Raw genomic sequence first — 18,157 nt, 5'->3', positions numbered from 1 at the left:
CATCCATGAATGCCATGATCTTCCGACGCACGCTCGCCGTGCCCGCCCTGCTGCTGGGACTGGCGTTTTGCCCGTTCGCGCAGGCGCAATCCGATCCGGTCTTCTCTGCCGGCCCCAAGTTCCAGCAGACCTCCGGCGAGGCGATCTTCCATGCCATCTGCCAGGGCTGCCACATGCCGCAGGCACAGGGGGCGAAAGGCGCCGCCGCATACCCCGCGCTGGCCGGCGATCCCCGGCTGGCGGGAGCGGACTATCCGCTCTATGTGGTGTTGCACGGCCAGAAGGGCATGCCGTCCTTCGGCAAGATGCTCGACGATGCGCAGATCGCCGCCGTGGTGGGCTACGTGCGCACGCATTTCGGCAACCAGTACACCGATGCCATCACCGCGGAAAACGTCGCGAAGCTCCGGCGCTGAGTTCAGCGCTGAATGCGTTGCCAAGCGACAGGCGGCATGGCACACATTGCGCCATGCCGCACCCATCCATTACAAGGAACCCAATATGCCGTTCTTCTTTCGTCAGTCACTCCTGGCACTTTGCGCGTTGTCTGCCCTGGCAGGCGGCGCGGCCCGCGCGGCCGACGACGTGATTCGTCACCGCATCCCGAATTCCACGTTTCCCATCGCCGCTGCTGTCGAGATCCCGACAACGGTTTCCACGATCTATCTGTCCGGGCAAGTCCCGCCGGTTCAGGACGCCACCCAGCCGCGCGACAATCCGCTTGCTTATGGCGGCGATACCAAGGCGCAGACCGTCGGGGTACTCAAGTCCATCGAGAAGAGCCTGGCCGGCCTGGGCCTGGGGCTGGGTGATGTGGTGAAGATGCAGGTGTTCCTGGTGGGCGATCCCGCCAAGGACAACAAGATGGATTTCGCCGGCTTTATGGAGGGCTACACGCAGTTCTTCGGCACCAAGGAGCAGCCCAACCTGCCGACGCGCTCCGTATTCCAGGTGATGGCGCTGGCCAACACGGCCTGGCGCGTGGAAATCGAAGTGGTGGCCGCGCGCCGCAAGTAGGGCCGGCCGCGCCTGCGATGGCGTGGTGTTTCTGTCTAGCTGGATTCCAGCTCGCGCCACGCCAAAAACAGGCGCGTATCGAATTCCAATTGGTGATACGCCGGCTCCATGTATTCGCACAGGCGGTAGAACGCTTTGTTGTGATCGCTTTCCTTCAGGTGCGCGAGCTCGTGCACCACGATCATGCGCAGGAATTCAGGTGGCGCTTCCTTGAACAGCGACGCCACGCGGATTTCCTTCTTGGCCTTGAGCTTGCCGCCTTGCACGCGCGAGATGGCGGTGTGCAGCCCGAGCGCGCGATGCACCACGTCGATCTTGGCATCGAATGCGACCTTGTGGATCGGCGGCGCGGTGCGCAGGAACTCCTGCTTCAGCTCGGCGGTGTAGTCATACAGCGCGCGGTCGGTCTGCACGGTGTGCCGCGCGGGGTATTTCTTCGCCAGGTGCTCGCCCAGGCGGTTGGCGGCCACCATCTGGCGCACCTGGTCGAGCACGCCGTCGGGATACGCGCTGAGAAAGCGCAGCGGATCCTTGACGCCGGGGCGCCAGGCCTCGCTGGTGGGGACGGGGATGCTACGGGTGCTCAATGGTGATGGTGGTGATGGTGGGCCCAGCTGCCATCGACGGAGCTGACGAAGGACTCCACGGCGTCCTTGTCGCCGGTGGCGTGGCGCACCAGTTCACCGCACTTGCAAAAGCCCTGGTACGGCGTGATGTGCGAGCAGGCGGACACCTTCTGCAGAAACAGCGTGACGGGCTTGGTGCACTTCTTGCACTTGAAGGTGAGGGTGCGGGCGGGTTTGGGGCTCATCTGATCTGGCTTGAATATGGCGTGATTCGGCAGTGCCGGCGATAACCGGCAGAACAACGCGCATTTTAACCTGCCCTTGCCAGGCGTTCACACTCTGCACCGTTGCGCTTTCCGCCGGCTTGTCCGCTGGCTTTCCGCCTATTCCTTGACCGCTCCGGTCATGCCCGATACGTAGTATTCGACGAAGAACGAATAGATCAGCGCCACCGGCAACGAGCCCAGCAATGCACCCGCCATCAGCGCGCCCCAGTGGTAGACGTCGCCCTCGACCAGTTCGGTGACGATGCCCACCGGCACCGTTTTCACCTCTGACGAGGAGATAAAGGTCAGCGCGTAGATAAACTCGTTCCACGACAGCGTGAAGGCGAAGATGCCGGCCGAGATCAGGCCCGGCACGGCCAGCGGCAGGATGATCTTGACCAGGATTTCCCAGCGCGTGGCGCCGTCGATCAGCGCGCACTCTTCCAGCTCGTAGGGGATGGAGCGGAAGTAGCCCATCAGCAGCCAGGTGCAGAACGGGATCAGGAAGGTGGGGTAGGTGAGGATCAGCGCCCAGCGCGTATCGAACAGGCCGAGCTGGAATACGATCGATGCCAGCGGGATAAACAGGATCGAGGGCGGGATCAGGTAGGCCAGGAAGATCGCCAGCCCGACCTGCTTCGCGCCCTGGAAGCGCAGCCGCTCGATGGCATAGGCGGCCAGCACGCTGGCGGCCAGCGAGGCGAAGGTGGAGATCGTGGAGACGATCACGGTATTGAGCAGCCAGGCCGGGTAGGGCGTGTCGAACAGCAGCTTCCTGAAGTGGGCGAACGTGGGTGCCATCACCAGGAAGGGGTTGGCGCTGCGCATCAGCAGTTCGCCGTCCGGCTTGAAGGCGGTGATCGCCATCCAGTAGAAGGGAAACAGCAGCACGAAGACGAAGATGCCCAGCGGGATGTAGATGGTCACCCAGCGCCGCGGTATCGATTGCAGGTAGTCCATCCCCTGCGCGGTGTCCTGCTGCTCAGCTGCGGCCGTCGCTTTCATTTGTCGCCTCCCTGTTGCCAGCCGCGCCGCTGCAGGCCGAAGTATGAGAACAGGATGGCGGCCAGCAGGAAGGGCACCATCATTGTGGCGATCGCCGCGCCTTCGCCTAGCGAGCCGCCGGGAATCGCGCGCTGGAACGACAGCGTGGCCATCAGGTGCGTGGCATTCAGCGGGCCGCCGCGCGTGAGCACGTAGATCAGCTGGAAATCGGTGAAGGTGAACAGCACGGAGAAGGTCATCACCACCGCGATGATCGGCGTCAGCAACGGCAGTGTGACGTAGCGGAACTGCTGCCACGGCGTCACGCCGTCAATGGACGCGGCCTCGTACAGCGAGGGCGAGATCGTCTGCAAGCCAGCCAGCAGCGAGATGGCGACAAAGGGAATGCCGCGCCAGACATTGGCCGCGATGGTGGACAAGCGCGCCAGCCACGGGTCTCCCAGGAAGTCGATATAGCGGTCGATCAGCCCGAGCTTGACCAGCGTCCAGCTGATGATGGAGAACTGCGCGTCATAGATCCACCAGAAGGCCAGTGCCGACAGTGCGGTCGGCACGATCCACGGCAGCAGCACGATGGCGCGAAAGAAGGACTTGAACGGCAGGTTCTTGTTGAGCAGCAGCGCCAGCCACAGGCCCAGCGCGAACTTCACCACGCTGGCCACCACGGTGTAGAAGATCGTATTGAACAGCGCCAGTTGGGTGAGCGAGTCGCCGGCCAGATAGGTGTAGTTCGACAGCCCGATCCATTCGCCGGTGCCGCCGATCTTGGTATTGGTGAAGCCGAGCCATACGCCGAGGCCGAGCGGGTACGTCAGGAAGACCAGCAGCAACAGCGCGGTGGGCAGCATGAACAGCAGCCCCAGCGCATGGCGGTTGTTCAACAGGCGGGAAATCATGGTTTACCTCGCATGGCTCACCTCGCAGGGTTCGGCTTTTGCGGGCGCGGCGGTGCTGCCGCGCCCTCGTCTCGCTTCAGGCGTTGGCCATTAGTTGGCCAACTACGCCTTGTAGTATCGCTGCGCCCGCTCCGCCGCGCGCGCCGCCGCCTCCTTGGGCGTCTTGGAGCCGCTGGCCGCCTCCGCCACCATGTCGACCACGATGTAGTCGGCCATGGCCGCGGCCGACGCGGTGCCCAGCGGGCCAGCATGGCCGTTGTCGAGCATCAGCGCGGCGGCGTCGCGATAGACGGTGTGCTTGGGATCGGCCGTCCAGATCGGGTTGGCCTCGTAGGCCTTGAGCGGCTGGCTGACGTAGCCGATGGCGGCTTCCATCCAGGGGTTGTACTGCTCCGGCTCCATCATGAACTGCAGGTAGGCCTTGGCCGCGTTCGGATACTTGGAGTATTTGAACAGCATCATCTGCGTGATCTGCATCAGCTCGGTGGGTTTGCCTGACGTGCCGATCGGGAAGTGCGCGTGCTGGATGTCGCGCGCCATCTCCTGCAGCTTGGGCTCCTTCGAATTCTTGGCCGCATAGTAGATCGAGATGCCGTTGGCGGTCAGGCTGATCTGTCCGTCGAGGAAGGCCTTGTTGTTCGACGGGTCCTGCCATGACAGCGTGCCCGGCACAAAGGTGGCGTAGAGCTGCTTGGCATACTCCAGCGCGGCCCAGGTCTCAGGCGAGTTGACCACCACCTTGCCCTTGTTGTCGACCAGCATGCCGCCGTGCGACCACAGCAGCCAGTGTGCCCAGTTGTTGCCGTCGCCCACGGCCTTGCCGAGGGCAAAGCCACACGGCGTGTTCTTGGCCTTGAGGCCCTGGCACAGCTTGAGGAAGCCGGCGATGTCCTTGGGCACGGTGTCGAAACCAGCAGCCTTGATGTGGCTCTCGCGATAGACGAGCGCGTTGCCGACCACGCCCAGCGGCAGGCCAATCCACTTGCCGTTATGCGTCCCATACTTGCGGCAGACGTCGTACCAGCCGCCATATTTGCCGCCCAGGTAGGTGGCCAGGTCGGTCAGGTCGACCAGCTTGTCGGGATATTGCTGCGGGTCATCGAACCAGCCGACGATGACGTCCGGCCCGCTGCCCACGCTGGCCGCCACCGCGGCCTTGGGGCGCACGTCTTCCCAGCCTTCGTTGTCGACGCGTACCTCGACGCCGGTCAGCTCGGTGAACTTCTTTGTGTTGGCGTTCCACAGGTCTTCATCGCCCTGCACGAAACGCTTCCATCGCAGCACGCGCAGCTTGGCGCCGGCTTCCGGCTTGTATTGCAGTGCAGCCGGCGCGGCGAAGGCATTGCCGCCGATCGCCGTGGTGGCCGCAACCGCCGCCGTGGATACCAGGAAATCGCGTCTCGTGAAGTTGCTCGGTGTGCTCATCGCTTTGTCTCCTCCGTGGTCAGGGGCTCCGCCCCGTGCTGGTCATGCCTGCTTCCCGGATCGTCCGCCGGTGCCGCCGGGCCGCGCCGCAATAGCGTCTGGCCTGAATCGGCATCGAACAGATGCGTGTGCTGGTGGTCGGGCACCAGACTCAGGATGTCGCCTGCCGCGAATTCATGGCGCTCGCGGAAGATCGAGATGAACTCCGTCTCGCAAAAGCGGGAATAGATCTCGGTGTTGGCGCCGGTGGGCTCCACCACCGATACACGGTTCTGCAGGCCCTGGCCGGGCTCGCCCAGGCTCAGGTGCTCCGGCCGCACGCCGTAGATCACGCGCTGGCCGTCGGTCCCCGCGCTGGGGTCCAAGCGCGCGGGGGCGGCCAGGCACGTGCCGTCGGGAAACTCGATCACGGCATTGCCGCCCTGGAGGCGCAGCACGCCGGGCAGGAAGTTCATCGCCGGCGAGCCGATGAAGCCGGCCACGAAAAGGTTGTCGGGATGGTCGTAGAGCTCGAGCGGCTTGCCACGCTGCTCCACGCGGCCGTCGCGCATCACCACGATCTGGTCGCCCATGGTCATGGCCTCGATCTGGTCGTGCGTGACATAGACCGAAGTGGTGCGCAGGCGCTGGTGCAGCTCCTTGATCTCCGCGCGCATCTGCACGCGCAGCTTGGCGTCCAGGTTGGAGAGCGGCTCGTCGAACAGGAACACCTGCGGATCGCGCACGATGGCGCGGCCCATGGCCACGCGCTGACGCTGTCCGCCCGAGAGCTGCCGCGGGTAGCGCTCCAGCAGGCTGTCCAGGCCGAGAATGGCCGAGGCCTTGGCCACTTTTTGCTTGATCTCGTCCTTGTCGCCCCTGGCGAGCTTGAGCGAGAAGGCCATGTTGTCGTAGACCGTCATATGCGGGTAGAGCGCATAGTTCTGGAACACCATGGCGATGTCACGCTCCTTGGGCGGCAGGCGGTTGACCACGCGCTCGCCGATGGAGATCTCGCCGGTGGTGATCTCCTCCAGCCCGGCGATCATGCGCAGCAGCGTGGACTTGCCGCAGCCGGATGGCCCGACCAGCACCGTGAACTGGCCATCGGCGATATCGATGTCCACGCCGCGGATGACCTGCGTGCTGCCGAAGTATTTCTGGATGCCGCGAATCTGGACCGATGCCATGGGTGGTGTCTCCGTGAGCCGCTTATGCCCGTTCATGCCGGGGGCGGCAGTGCGTCGCGAATGGAAAGCCGTGTGTGGCGACGGCGCGCCTCAGTGGTTGTCCTTGGGTACGGCGGCGCCGCTCTTGCCTACCAGGAAATCCAGGTCGGCGCCCAGGTTGGCCTGCTGCACGTGCTCGACATACAGGCGCGTCCAGCCGCGCTCCATCGGCAGCGCGGGCGCCTGCCATGCGGCGCGGCGGCGCTGCAGCTCGGCCTCGTCGACATGCAGGTGCAGCTTGCGCGCGGCCACGTCCAGCTCCACCATGTCGCCGTCCTGCACCAGCGCGAGCGGGCCGCCGGCGGCGGCTTCCGGCGCCACGTGCAGCACCACCGTGCCGTAAGCCGTGCCGCTCATGCGCGCATCCGATACGCGGACCATGTCGGTGATGCCCTTGCGCAGGACCTTGGGCGGCAGCGGCATGTTGCCGGCCTCGGCCATGCCGGGGTAGCCGCGCGGGCCGCAGTTCTTCAGCACCAGCACGCAGGTCTCGTCGACGTCGAGCAATTCATCGTCTAGCCGCTGGTGCATGTGCTCGCTGTTCTCGAACACCACCGCGCGCCCAGTGTGCTTGAGCAGTGCCGGCGTGGCGGCCGATGGCTTGATCACCGCGCCGTCGGGGCACAGGTTGCCGCGCAGCACGGCGATGCCGGCGTTGTCCTTGAAGGGCGCGTCGAAGGCGTGGATGACTTCGCGGTTCCAGTTGGGCGCGTCCTTGCAGTTGTCCCACAGCGTCTTGCCGTTGACGGTGAGCGCGTCTTGCGCGAGCACCGATTGCAGTTCGCGGATCACCGCGGGCAGGCCGCCGGCGTAGTAGAAATCTTCCATCAGGTGGCGCCCGGATGGCTGCAGGTCGAGCAGGCATGGCAGCTCGTGGCCCAGCGCATCCCAGTCCTCCAGCTTGAGCTGGACGCCGATGCGCCCGGCGATGGCCAGCAGGTGGATGACGGCGTTGGTCGAGCCGCCGATGGCCGCGTTGACACGGATCGCATTCTCGAACGCGTCCCGGGTCAGGATCTTCGACATCACCAGGTTGTCCTTCACCATCTCCACGATACGGCGTCCGGAAGCCCGCGCCAGCACGTTGCGGCGGCCATCCACCGCGGGAATCGCCGCGTTGCCGGGCAGGCTCATGCCCAGCGCCTCCACCATGCTGGCCATGGTCGACGCGGTGCCCATCGTCATGCAGTGGCCGTGCGAGCGGTGCATGCAGCTCTCGGCCTCGAAGAAGTCTTCCTGCGACATCTGCCCGGCCCGCACTTCTTCCGACATCTTCCACACATCGGTGCCGGAGCCCAGCTCGCCGCCGCGGAACTTGCCGCTCAGCATCGGGCCGCCGGAGACGCCGATGGTGGGCAGGTCGCACGAGGCCGCGCCCATCATCAGCGCAGGCGTGGTCTTGTCGCAGCCCATCAGCAGCACCACGCCATCGATCGGGTTGCCGCGGATCGATTCCTCCACGTCCATGCTCGCCAGGTTGCGGAACAGCATGGCGGTGGGGCGCAGCATGGTTTCGCCGAGCGACATCACCGGGAATTCAAGCGGAAAGCCGCCGGCTTCCCACACGCCGATCTTGACCTGTTCGGCCAGCGTGCGGAAATGCGAGTTGCAGGGCGTGAGCTCGGAGTAGGTGTTGCAGATGCCGATGACCGGACGGCCATCGAACTGGTCGTGGGGGATGCCGCGGTTCTTGAGCCATGAGCGATAGATGAAGCCATCGCGGTCGAGGCGGCCAAACCAGGCTTGACTGCGGCGCGTGGGGGGCGTCGGCTTGTCGTCGTTCACTCGGGTCTCCTGCGTTTTCGCGGGGGCCGCGTAGCGACGGCTGGCGCGTAGGCGCTACGTGTGCTGATGCCCGCTTTATTGTGCGCTGCAGATACGGATGCCCACGACCAATTGCACTGCCTTGCCGCATGCATGCCGAGTGAGCGGAGTCTAGTTCACGAGTCTGGACAGGTAAACTGGTATTACCAATTAGTGGTCTTTACCGATGCCGCAGCGCATGCTGCAGCGCGCGATGAATCCGCCTGGACATTCGCTAGCGCGCTGCCTAGACTCCAGCCGGCTGGACAAATGGTCAAACCAATTTCGCCAGACGCTCGGGCCGCACATGCCTATCCATTCGATCGAACCGCAACGCCTGTACCGCCAGATCAGCGCCCAGCTGCGCACGCTGATCCAGGCCGGCGAGTTTCCGGTGGGCTCGCGCCTGCCGGCGGAGCGGGATTTGTCGGTGCAGCTCGGCGTCAGCCGCCCATCGCTGCGCGAGGCGTTGATCGCGCTCGAGGTCGAGGGCTATATCGAAGTGCGGATGGGCTCCGGCATCTACGTGTGCGAGCCGCCGTCATCCGTCGACGCCGGCTTCGACCTGTCCGGCGAGGAAGGGCCGCTCGAGCTGATTCGCGCGCGTGCGCTGGTGGAAGGCGAGGTCGCCGCGCTGGCGGCCAGGAGCGGGCGCAAGGCCCAGTTCGACGCGATCGAGGAGGCCATTGCGCAGATGGCCGCCGAAGCTGCCGCCGGCATCAAGCCGCTCGATGCGGATCGCCTGTTCCATGTGCGGGTGGCGCAAGCCACCGGCAACAGCGTGCTGGTGGGCGTGGTGCGCCGGCTCTTCGACCTGCGCCTCGGGCCGCTGTTCGATCAGCTGAACAGCCACTTCGAGACGCCCGAGGTCTGGGCACAGGCCATCGCCGAGCACCGTGAAGTGCTGGCGGCGCTGCGCGGCAAGGATCCGGAGCTGGCGCGCGCGGTCATGCAGCGGCATATGGACATCGCTTACCGCCGCCTGACCTCCAGCCTGACCCGCACGCGCAAGCGCGCAGCCGGCACGCCGAGCGCCGCGCCGCGCGCCCGGAAGGCGTCCTCAGGGGCGTCATGAAGGGCCTTGTGCGGACCGGCTTTGCTACACTTGGCCGATTCCTCCCAATTTCACCCGGATCCGCATGGCACAGTACGTTTTCACCATGAACCGCGTGGGCAAGATCGTCCCGCCCAAGCGTCACATTCTCAAGGACATTTCCCTGTCCTTCTTCCCGGGCGCCAAGATCGGCGTGCTGGGCCTGAACGGCTCGGGCAAGTCGACCGTGCTGAAGATCATGGCGGGCCTCGACAAGGAAATCGAAGGCGAAGCCACGCCCATGCCCAACCTGAACATCGGCTACCTGCCGCAGGAGCCGCAGCTGGATCCCGAGCAAACCGTGCGCGAGTCGGTGGAAGCAGCGCTGGGCGGCGTGTTCGAAGCCCGCAAGAAGCTCGACGAGATCTATGCGGCTTATGCCGAGCCGGATGCGGATTTCGACGCGCTGGCAGCGGACCAGGCCAAGTACGAAGCCATCCTGGCGGCCAGCGACGGCAACAACGCCGAGCTGCAGCTGGAGATCGCAGCCGACGCGCTGCGCCTGCCGCCGTGGGAAGCCAAGGTGGGCAACCTGTCGGGCGGCGAGAAGCGCCGCGTGGCGCTGTGCCGCCTGCTGTTGTCGCGCCCCGACATGCTGCTGCTCGACGAACCGACCAACCACCTGGATGCGGAATCGGTGGAATGGCTGGAGCAGTTCCTCACGCGCTTCCCCGGCACCGTGGTGGCGGTGACCCACGATCGCTACTTCCTTGACAACGCGGCCGAGTGGATCCTGGAGCTGGACCGTGGCCAAGGCATTCCCTGGAAGGGCAACTACAGCTCCTGGCTGGACCAGAAGGAAGCGCGACTGAAACAGGAAGAATCGAGCGAGTCGGCCCGCCAGAAGGCGCTGCACAAGGAACTGGAATGGGTGCGGCAGAACCCCAAGGGGCGACAGGCCAAGTCCAAGGCGCGTCTGGCGCGCTTTGACGAACTGAACAGCCAGGAATACCAGAAGCGCAACGAAACCCAGGAAATCTTCATTCCGGCAGGTGAGCGCCTGGGCAACGAGGTGATCGAGTTCAACGGCGTGAGCAAGGCCTACGGCGAGCGCCTGCTGATCGACGACCTCAGCTTCAAGGTGCCGCCCGGCGCCATCGTCGGCATCATCGGCCCCAACGGCGCCGGCAAGTCGACCTTCTTCCGCATGCTCACCGGCAAGGAACAGCCGGACAGCGGCGAGATCAAGGTCGGCCCGACCGTGAAGATGGCCTACGTGGACCAGAGCCGCGATGCGCTCGACGGCAGCAAGACCGTGTTCGAAGAGATCTCCGGCGGTGCCGACGTGCTGACGGTTGGCCGCTACGAAACGCCGTCGCGCGCTTACATCGGCCGCTTCAACTTCAAGGGCTCCGACCAGCAGAAGCACGTGGGCACGCTCTCGGGCGGCGAGCGCGGGCGCCTGCACCTGGCCAAGACGCTGATCTCCGGCGGCAATGTGCTGCTGCTCGATGAACCGTCGAACGACCTCGACGTGGAAACGCTGCGCGCGCTGGAAGACGCGCTGCTGGAGTTCGCTGGTTGCGTGATGGTGATCTCCCACGATCGCTGGTTCCTGGACCGGATCGCCACTCACATCCTGGCCTTCGAGGGCGAGTCGCACGTGGAGTTTTTCCCGGGCAACTACCAGGAATACGAGGCGGACAAGAAGCGCCGCCTGGGTGAAGAGGGTGCCAAGCCCAAGCGTATTCGTTACAAGCCTATCGTGCGATAAGCAGGATCGGAAGGCGGCGTACGGTTGCGCGCCAACAAAGGACAAGGGCCCCGCTCGCGCGGGGCCCTTTCTCTTTCGCCCGCCCGATCTTTACGCCAGGTTCGCGTTGCGCGGCGGCCCTGCCTTGGGCACCAGCCGCAGCTTCGTAATCTCCGAGGGCGCGCCAAAGCGCTTGGGCGGCCCCCAGTAGCCGGTGCCGCGGCTCACATACACCCACATTGCCTCATGCCGGTTGAGCCCGGCGGTATAGGGCTGCTGCATCGGCACGAACAGGTTCCAGGGCCAGAACTGGCCGCCGTGCGTATGCCCGGAAAGCTGCAGGTCGAAGCCGGCGGTGGAAGCGGCTGGCGCGGTGCGCGGCTGGTGCGCCAGCAGCACGCGCGCTGCCACCACCGCCGGCGCGCCGTCCAGCGCGCGCGCCGGGTCGCTGCGGTGGCTTTCGTCGAAGCGGTGGGCGGAGTAGTCGGTCACGCCGGCCAGCACCAGCGCTTCCTCATCCTCGCCGATCACCACATGCTCGTTCATCAGCACGCGCAGGCCCAGCCTGCGCAGCTCGATGATCCACGGCTCGGCGCCGGCGTAGTACTCGTGGTTGCCGGTGACGAAGAACGTGCCATGGCGCGCCTTCAGATCGCCCAGCGGCGCGGTGTGCGGCGCCAGCTCGCGCACAGTGCCGTCGACCAGGTCGCCGGTGATGGCGATGGCGTCCGGCCGCAGCCCGTTGACGCGCGCCACGATGCGCTCCAGGTAGGCGCGCTTGATGGTGGGGCCGACGTGGATATCGCTGATCTGCACGATGGTGAAATCGTGCAGCGAGTCTGGCAGGCCGGCGATCGGCACTTCCACCTCCACCACCTGCGCCAGCCGCCGCGCATTGAACAGCCCCAGCGCGGTGACCAGCAGCGCGAGCACTGGCACCGCCACCGCGGTGCGGGGCAGCAGCCAGTCCGGCTGCCAGCTTGCGACGGCGCTTGCCAGCAGCACCACGTCGCGTGTCAGCGTCAGCACCAGCAGCGAGGAGAAGAAGCCCATTGCCAGCATGCCCACCCAGGTAAGCGCATCGGACCACGGCTGGTCCAGGCGCCGCGCCAGCAGGCCGGCTGGGATCAGCGGCCAGGATAGCGCCAGCCACGCCACGGCAAGTGCCTTGACGACATAGGATACGGGCAGGTCGGGTAGCAGGCGCAGGCCGATGTAGCCATGCAACAGCCCAACCACGATGGCCGCGACGAAAACGGTGGTGCGAGGGGGCATGCCACCTCCAGGAGAGCGAACGCCAGGAACATTCCCGCGTCCAGTTTTGTTTTAGTGCATTCCAGCGCCGCGATGCAGGCGGAACCGCAGGTGAAAGGCAGGCCTTCCGTGCCCGTGCGCCTGTTGTCGCTCAATGTCCGTTTGGCGTCGCTTTTTCGCCGCGCCATGCAAGAGGTACGTAGCTGAGGCTGCCGCCAGGCACATTCAAGACCCAAGCCGTGTTTTAGCTGCATGGCCGAACCCACCGAAGCAAGATGCGCAGCTCGCCGCGATTCGCCGCCCGCCTCAGCCTCAGCGCGCCGACCAGTTAGCGTCGCGCACGCCGAACGCCGTCACCACGCCGTAGGCAGTGATGCCAAGCGCCACGCCCAGGAAATGCCCGTCCAGGCCCATGCCCGCGACATTGGCCAGCACCCAGCCGCCGCCGGCGGCCAGCGCGATGCGCGAGATGCCGGCCGCGATCGGCCAGCCCATGCGGCCGGCGCCCATCGACGCAAAATACAGCGCCATGCCCAGCCCGAAGCCGCCGAAGGCCGGCGCTACCCAGGACAGCGCGCGCGCGGCGATGCTGGCCACCTCGGCATCCTTGGTGAAGAACCCGACAAAGGTATCCGGCGCCAGCCCCACCACGGCACCGACCGCACCGGCCAGCGCCAGTGCCATCAACGCACCGGCCCACGCCGTGCGGCGCGCGGTGGCCCAGTCGCCCGCGCCCACCGAGAGGCCCACCAGCGCGGTCAGCGCCGAGCCCACGCCGAACGCCAGCGGAATCATCAGGAACTCCAGCCGCGCCGAGATGCCGTAAGCGGCTACTGCGGCGGTGCCGTAGTGGCGCAGCTGTGCGGTCACCAGGATGGTGGACAGGTTGGCTACCGAGGCCAGCGCGCAGGCCACCAGCCCCACCGACAGGATGCGGGTGAACAGCGCGCGCGACGGGCGGATCCGCAGCATCGGCACGAACCCCGCGCCGCCCCGCAGCACCACCCAGGCCATGGCCAGCGCTGCCGCCCACGACACCGCCGCCAGCGACGCGCCGATGCCGGCCAGGCCCATGCCCACCGGTTCGGCCAGCGTCCAGGCCAGCACCGGGAAGACGATCCACATCAGCGACAGCACCCGCGCCGCCAGCGCATGGCGGCCACCACCGCGCAGCACCGATGCCAGCGTGTTGGCCAGCCAGGCCGGCACCGCGCCGGCGCCGAACAGCCAGATCGCATACGTGGCGGCCGCGTCGGCCGCGGTCTGCCCCGCCACCGCGCCCAGGATGCCGTGCGCGAAGCCGGCCATCGCCACGGCAAACGCCAGGCCCGCCGTGAGCGCGATGATGAGCGCGTGCAGCACCAGCGACGAGGCTTCCTCGCGCTTGTTCGCGCCCAGCGCGCGGGCGATGGCCGCTGCCACGCCGCCACCCATGGCGCCGGTGGACATCTGCTGTAGCAGCAAGGCAAATGGCAGCACCACCGCCCAGCCCGCCAGCGCCGCCGTGCCTTGGCGTGCCGCCAGCCAGGTCTCGATCAGTTGCGCGCCGGCCTGCAGCAAGGCGATCAGGCTGGTGGGCGCGGCCAGCACCAGGATGCGGCGCATCAGTTCGCGCATCAGCGGGTGTGTGGGGGTGGCAATGGGGGTGGCAATGGGTGCGGCCGTGCCTGCGGCCGGCGCCATCGCGGCTGCGGCCATGGGATTGGCTTGCGGCTCACTCATGGCTGGACACCGATTCTTCCGTCAGCGGGTCGTTCGTGGCTTGCGGGTCGGCAGCGGCGCCAAAGCGCCGCCGCAGATAGCCGCCCGCGCCCGGGCCGGGGGCCACGCGCAGGTCGTCCAGCGTCAGCGGGCTGCCGTCCGGGCGGGCCAGCGCCGGCGTGGCGATCTCCGCGCCGGTGTGCTTGTCCTGCAGCAAGGTGAGCGGGCCGCGCTCGTCGGTCATCCAGCGGTCGGCCCAGGCCTTCAGCGCCACGAAGGCGGGGAAGAAGTCGCGGCCTTTTTCTGTGAGGTGGTAGACGTGCCGCGCGCTGTCGGGTGCTGGCACACGCTCCAGCATGCCGTGTTCCGCCAGCGTCTTGAGGCGCGCGCTGAGGATGTTGGGCGCGATGCCCAGGTGGCGCTGGAATTCGTCAAAGCGGGTGCTGCCGTAGAACGCCTCGCGTAACAAAAGAATGGCCCAGCGCTCGCCCAGTACCGCCATCGAGCGGGCAATCGGGCAAGGCATGCTGGCAAAGTCGGTATGTCCCATGGTCTCCTTTCGCGCGGCTTGCAGGGTTGGCTCGGATTTTTTACTTGCATTTTGCAAGCCAGCGGTTCCGGCGTATCTTAACTTGCACTTTGAAAGTTCGCTGGCGTGCTGCGAGTGGCGTGCGGGGAGACCCGCGCCAAAGCGGATCAGGGTGCGCACAAAGCGGCATCGCCCGGGCCGCTGAAGACATCCAGCGCCGGAATCCGCTCGCGCAGGAAGTCGATCAAGGCGCGCGTGGCCATCGACGGATGCAGGTTGGGTGTGGTGATGATGTAGAGCCGGCTGCCCAATCCTTCCGGTTTCCATCCGGTCAGCACCGGCACCAGGCGGCCTTCGCGCACATCGTCCCAGCCGGCGTAGACGGGCAGCAGGCCCACGCCGTGGCCGTCGCGTACCGCGCGCATCAGGAAGGGGAAATGCTCGGATTGCAGGTGCGGGCTCAGTTCCACTTCCTCGCGCTGCTCGCCGCGGTTGAGCGTGAGCACGAAGCGCCGCGCGGGGTAGGGCGGGCACAGGAACTGGCAGCGCGCCAGGTCGGCCGGGGTTAGCAGCGGGCCGTGGCGCGCCAGGTAGCCGGGCGAGGCGCAGAGCTGCCAGTCGATGGCGCAGATGTCGCGCGCCACGTGGTCCAGCGGTGGCTGCGAGGTGACCTTGAGCGCCACGTCGATCTCCGCGGCGATCAGGTCCACCACGCGGTTGGCAAAGAACACCCGCAGCGAGATGCCGGGATGCCGCCCGGTGAATTCCAGCAGCAGCGGCGCGAGGAAGGTGTCGCCCAGCCCGGTCGGCACGCTCACCCGCACATGGCCGCGCAGGGTGGTGCCCAAGCTGTCGATCTCCGCCTGGGCCGCCGCCACTTCCTGCAGGATGCGCAGGCCGTGCTGGTAGAGCGCGCCCCCCGGCTCGGTCAGCTCCAGCCGGCGCGTGGTCCGGCGCAGCAACTGCGCGCCGGCCTGGTGCTCCAGCTCGCGCAGCTGGCGGCTGACCTGCGAGCGCGTGACGCCGCGCCGCCGGCCCGCCTCGGACAAATTGCCGGCCTCGACGATGTCGACGAAGGCCTGGATCAGGTTGAGGTCCATCCGGGATTCCATGGAGAATTGTCGCGTCTGATGCAACATTGTGAGTTTCCACGAGGGAATTGTCGATGCCGGGAACCGGGGCTACAGTGACCATGCCCTGGCGGATTGCCACGACGGGGCCAGGCAGGCGCCACGCCGCCCTACAACAAGCAGGAGACACCATGTTCAAGAACGATCTTTTCGCCGGCCAGCGCGTGCTGATCACCGGTGGCGGCACCGGGCTGGGCCTGATCATGGCCGAGCGCCTGGCCGGGCTGGGGGCAGAGTTGCACCTGTGTGGGCGCCGGCTGGCGGTGCTGGACGAGGCCGCCGAGATGCTGCGCCACCAGCACGGCACCAAGGTCGTGACCCACGCGGTGGATATCCGCGACGCGGCTGCCGTCGACGCCATGATCGAGACCATCTGGACCCGGCACGGCCCGCTCGACTGCCTGGTCAACAACGCCGCAGGCAACTTCATCAGCCGCACCGAGGACCTGTCGCCCAACGCCTTCCACGCCATCTCCGACATCGTCTTTCGCGGCACCTTCTACACCACGCAGGCCGTGGGCAAGCGCTGGATCCGCGACGGCCATCCTGGCTCGGTGCTCTCCATCGTCGTGACCTGGGTCTGGACCGGCTCGCCCTTCGTGGTGCCCTCTGCCATGTCCAAGGCGGGCGTGGATGCAATGACCAAGTCGCTGGCCGTGGAGTGGGGTCGCCACGGCATCCGCTGCAACGCCATCGCGCCGGGCGTGATCCCGACCGAAGGCGCGGGCTCGCGCCTGCGCCCGCAGGACTCGCAGCAAGACGCCATGAGCGGCCAGAACCCCACGGGCCGCATCGGCCAGCCGCAGGATATCGGCAACCTGGCCGCCTTCCTGCTGGCCCGCGACAACTCCTGGATCAACGGACAGACCATTGCGCTGGATGGTGGCGATTACCTCGCCAACGGCGCTTATTTCAAGCAGTACCTGGATTGGGGCGATGCCGAGTGGCAAGCCGCGCGTGAGCGCATCGCGGCCAGGAACGCGGCCGATCGTGCCGGCCGCACTGTCAACGCACCGACCCCGACCACCCCTACCACCAAGCCTAGCCAGGCTGGAGACAACTGATGGCCGCTGACCTCTGGTTTGAAGACACCCACCGTACCGGCGCCGAACTGAGTGAGCGCGGCGCGCGCCTGGCCGGCGGCCTGCGCGCGCTCGGCCTGGCCGAAGGCGACGTGGTCGCGGTGCTGCTGCGCAATGACCCGGTCTTTGCCGATATCGTGCACGCCTGCCGCACGGCCGGCACTTACTATTGCCCGATCAACTGGCACTTCACCGCCGAGGAAATCCGCTTCCTGTTGACCGACAGCGGCGCCTGCGCCTTGATCGTCGGCGCCGACCTGCTGGACGGCGTGCGCGCCGTGGTGCCCGCAAGCGTGCAGGTGCTGGCCGTGGCCGCGCCGGGCCAGGGCAGCCCCGCGGGCGCCACCGACTACGCAAGCTGGCTCGCCGCGCAGCAACCGTATGACGGCCCGCGCGTGGCGCCGCGCGGCCACATGGCCTACACCTCCGGCACCACCGGCCGCCCCAAGGGCGTGCTGCGCGCCGCGCCGCCGCTGACCATGCTGGCCGAGCAGCTCGCGCGCATGCGCTCGGTGGTGGCGCAGACCATGGGCATCGTACAGGGCACGCGCGCGCTGATGGCCGCGCCGCTGTATCACAGCGCACCGGGCGTGTTCATCCAGAACGCGCTGCAGCTCGGCGAGCGCCTGGTGCTGTGCGCACGCTTCGATCCGGAGCACGTGCTGGCGCTGGTGGAGAAGCACCGCATCGACGTGCTCTACCTGGTGCCGATCATGTACGTGCGCATGCTCAAGGTGCCGCCCGAAGTGCGCGCCCGTTACGACTTGTCTTCGCTGCGCTTTGTCGCATCGACTGGCGCGCCGTGCGCGCCCGAGGTCAAGCGCGCCATGCTGGACTGGTTGGGCCCTGTGGTCCACGAAACCTACGCTTCGAGCGAGGCCGGCATGATTACCGTGGCCACCCCCGCCGACGCCGTGGCCAAGCCTGGCACGGCGGGCCGCCCGGTGGACCAGGGCGAAGTGCGCATCCTGGATGCGCAGGGCGTTGCCTGCGCGCCCGGCGAGATCGGCCTGGTCTATGTGCGCCAGCCCGCCTACCCGGACTTCACCTATCGCAACAACGAGGCCGCCCGCCGCGCCATCGACCGCGACGGCCTGGTGAGCCTGGGCGACATGGGCTACCTGGATGCGGACGGCTACCTCTTTATCTGTGACCGCGCCTCCGACATGGTGATCTCCGGCGGCGTGAACATCTACCCGGCCGAGATCGAGCACGAGCTGGTGCTCTATCCCGGCGTGGCCGACTGCGTGGTGTTTGGCGCGCCCGACGACGAATACGGCGAGCGCCTGCTGGCCATGGTGCAACCCGTGGCGGGGGCCACGCTGGAGGAGGGGGCCATCATCGAGTGGCTGCGCCAGCGCCTGTCCGGCTTCAAGGTGCCGCGCACCATCGTGGTGGAGGCGCTGCTGCCGCGCGACGATACCGGCAAGCTGGCCAAGCGCCGCCTGCGCGACCAGTACTGGGAAGGGCGTACGCGGCGGGTTTGAGC

The 18,157-nt window shown here is 66.9% G+C and carries 17 protein-coding genes; 6 read left to right on the top strand and 11 right to left on the bottom strand.

Annotated features, from left to right (window positions below; all coding sequences use genetic code 11):
- Positions 1-5: 5 nt before the first annotated feature.
- Both ACGLHR_RS01740 and ACGLHR_RS01735 read left to right on the top strand, forming a co-directional pair.
- Positions 6-416: a c-type cytochrome gene (locus tag ACGLHR_RS01740; RefSeq protein WP_400091525.1), complete on the top strand. Its 411-nt coding sequence runs from the start codon at positions 6-8 to the stop codon at positions 414-416.
- A gap of 85 nt (positions 417-501) precedes the next feature.
- Entirely contained in the window at positions 502-1,017 is a 516-nt protein-coding gene (locus tag ACGLHR_RS01735; protein ID WP_267605098.1) for a RidA family protein, read from the top strand.
- 35 nt (positions 1,018-1,052) lie between these two features.
- Here the strand turns inward: ACGLHR_RS01735 and ACGLHR_RS01730 are convergent, their stop codons facing one another.
- From ACGLHR_RS01730 to ACGLHR_RS01700, 7 genes are all read right to left on the bottom strand, one after another.
- On the bottom strand, positions 1,053-1,541 hold the full coding sequence (locus tag ACGLHR_RS01730; protein ID WP_318231214.1) for a M48 family metallopeptidase: 489 nt from the start codon (positions 1,539-1,541) through the stop codon (positions 1,053-1,055).
- 59 nt (positions 1,542-1,600) lie between these two features.
- Positions 1,601-1,828 (bottom strand): hypothetical protein, encoded by a 228-nt coding sequence (locus ACGLHR_RS01725; RefSeq protein ID WP_267605099.1) that lies wholly within the window; start codon positions 1,826-1,828, stop codon positions 1,601-1,603.
- 138 nt (positions 1,829-1,966) lie between these two features.
- A complete protein-coding gene (locus tag ACGLHR_RS01720) occupies positions 1,967-2,854 on the bottom strand; it encodes a carbohydrate ABC transporter permease (RefSeq protein WP_318231167.1) in 888 nt (295 codons plus the stop codon).
- A complete protein-coding gene (locus ACGLHR_RS01715; protein WP_318231166.1) occupies positions 2,851-3,750 on the bottom strand; it encodes a sugar ABC transporter permease in 900 nt (299 codons plus the stop codon). The genes ACGLHR_RS01720 and ACGLHR_RS01715 overlap by 4 nt, the downstream gene beginning before the upstream one ends.
- A gap of 102 nt (positions 3,751-3,852) precedes the next feature.
- Positions 3,853-5,175, bottom strand: a complete 1,323-nt coding sequence (locus ACGLHR_RS01710) for an ABC transporter substrate-binding protein (protein WP_400091524.1) — start codon at positions 5,173-5,175, stop codon at positions 3,853-3,855.
- Positions 5,172-6,344 (bottom strand): ABC transporter ATP-binding protein, encoded by a 1,173-nt coding sequence (locus ACGLHR_RS01705; protein ID WP_400091523.1) that lies wholly within the window; start codon positions 6,342-6,344, stop codon positions 5,172-5,174. The genes ACGLHR_RS01710 and ACGLHR_RS01705 overlap by 4 nt, the downstream gene beginning before the upstream one ends.
- 90 nt (positions 6,345-6,434) lie before the next feature.
- Positions 6,435-8,168, bottom strand: a complete 1,734-nt coding sequence (locus tag ACGLHR_RS01700; RefSeq protein ID WP_400091522.1) for an IlvD/Edd family dehydratase — start codon at positions 8,166-8,168, stop codon at positions 6,435-6,437.
- A 325-nt stretch (positions 8,169-8,493) separates the two neighbouring features.
- Here ACGLHR_RS01700 and ACGLHR_RS01695 point away from each other — a divergent pair, with 325 nt between their 5' ends.
- Positions 8,494-9,261 carry a FadR/GntR family transcriptional regulator gene (locus ACGLHR_RS01695; protein ID WP_400091521.1) on the top strand — a complete coding sequence of 256 codons (768 nt, stop codon included), beginning with the start codon at positions 8,494-8,496 and terminating at the stop codon, positions 9,259-9,261.
- Positions 9,262-9,325: 64 nt separating this feature from the next.
- Positions 9,326-10,993 carry an energy-dependent translational throttle protein EttA gene (gene ettA / locus ACGLHR_RS01690; RefSeq protein ID WP_318231162.1) on the top strand — a complete coding sequence of 556 codons (1,668 nt, stop codon included), beginning with the start codon at positions 9,326-9,328 and terminating at the stop codon, positions 10,991-10,993.
- Between the two features lie 90 nt (positions 10,994-11,083).
- Here the strand turns inward: ettA and ACGLHR_RS01685 are convergent, their stop codons facing one another.
- From ACGLHR_RS01685 to ACGLHR_RS01670, 4 genes are all read right to left on the bottom strand, one after another.
- On the bottom strand, positions 11,084-12,247 hold the full coding sequence (locus ACGLHR_RS01685) for a metallophosphoesterase (protein ID WP_267605108.1): 1,164 nt from the start codon (positions 12,245-12,247) through the stop codon (positions 11,084-11,086).
- Between the two features lie 291 nt (positions 12,248-12,538).
- Positions 12,539-13,843 carry an MATE family efflux transporter gene (locus tag ACGLHR_RS01680; RefSeq protein ID WP_400091610.1) on the bottom strand — a complete coding sequence of 435 codons (1,305 nt, stop codon included), beginning with the start codon at positions 13,841-13,843 and terminating at the stop codon, positions 12,539-12,541.
- Between the two features lie 97 nt (positions 13,844-13,940).
- The gene (locus tag ACGLHR_RS01675; RefSeq protein ID WP_400091520.1) at positions 13,941-14,477 is read right to left on the bottom strand and encodes a winged helix-turn-helix transcriptional regulator; all 537 of its coding nucleotides are present in this window, start codon (positions 14,475-14,477) and stop codon (positions 13,941-13,943) included.
- Positions 14,478-14,623: 146 nt separating this feature from the next.
- Positions 14,624-15,556: a LysR family transcriptional regulator gene (locus ACGLHR_RS01670; RefSeq protein ID WP_318231160.1), complete on the bottom strand. Its 933-nt coding sequence runs from the start codon at positions 15,554-15,556 to the stop codon at positions 14,624-14,626.
- A 161-nt stretch (positions 15,557-15,717) separates the two neighbouring features.
- Here ACGLHR_RS01670 and ACGLHR_RS01665 point away from each other — a divergent pair, with 161 nt between their 5' ends.
- Positions 15,718-16,650 carry an SDR family oxidoreductase gene (locus ACGLHR_RS01665; RefSeq protein ID WP_267605112.1) on the top strand — a complete coding sequence of 311 codons (933 nt, stop codon included), beginning with the start codon at positions 15,718-15,720 and terminating at the stop codon, positions 16,648-16,650.
- Entirely contained in the window at positions 16,650-18,155 is a 1,506-nt protein-coding gene (locus ACGLHR_RS01660; RefSeq protein ID WP_400091516.1) for an acyl-CoA synthetase, read from the top strand. Before ACGLHR_RS01665 ends, ACGLHR_RS01660 begins: the two co-directional genes overlap by 1 nt.
- The last annotated feature ends 2 nt before the right edge of the window (positions 18,156-18,157 follow it).

Source organism: Cupriavidus sp. CuC1 (assembly GCF_044627735.1).
Taxonomy (GTDB): Bacteria; Pseudomonadota; Gammaproteobacteria; order Burkholderiales; family Burkholderiaceae; genus Cupriavidus; species Cupriavidus ulmosensis.
This window is presented reverse-complemented; position numbering and strand designations above follow the sequence as displayed.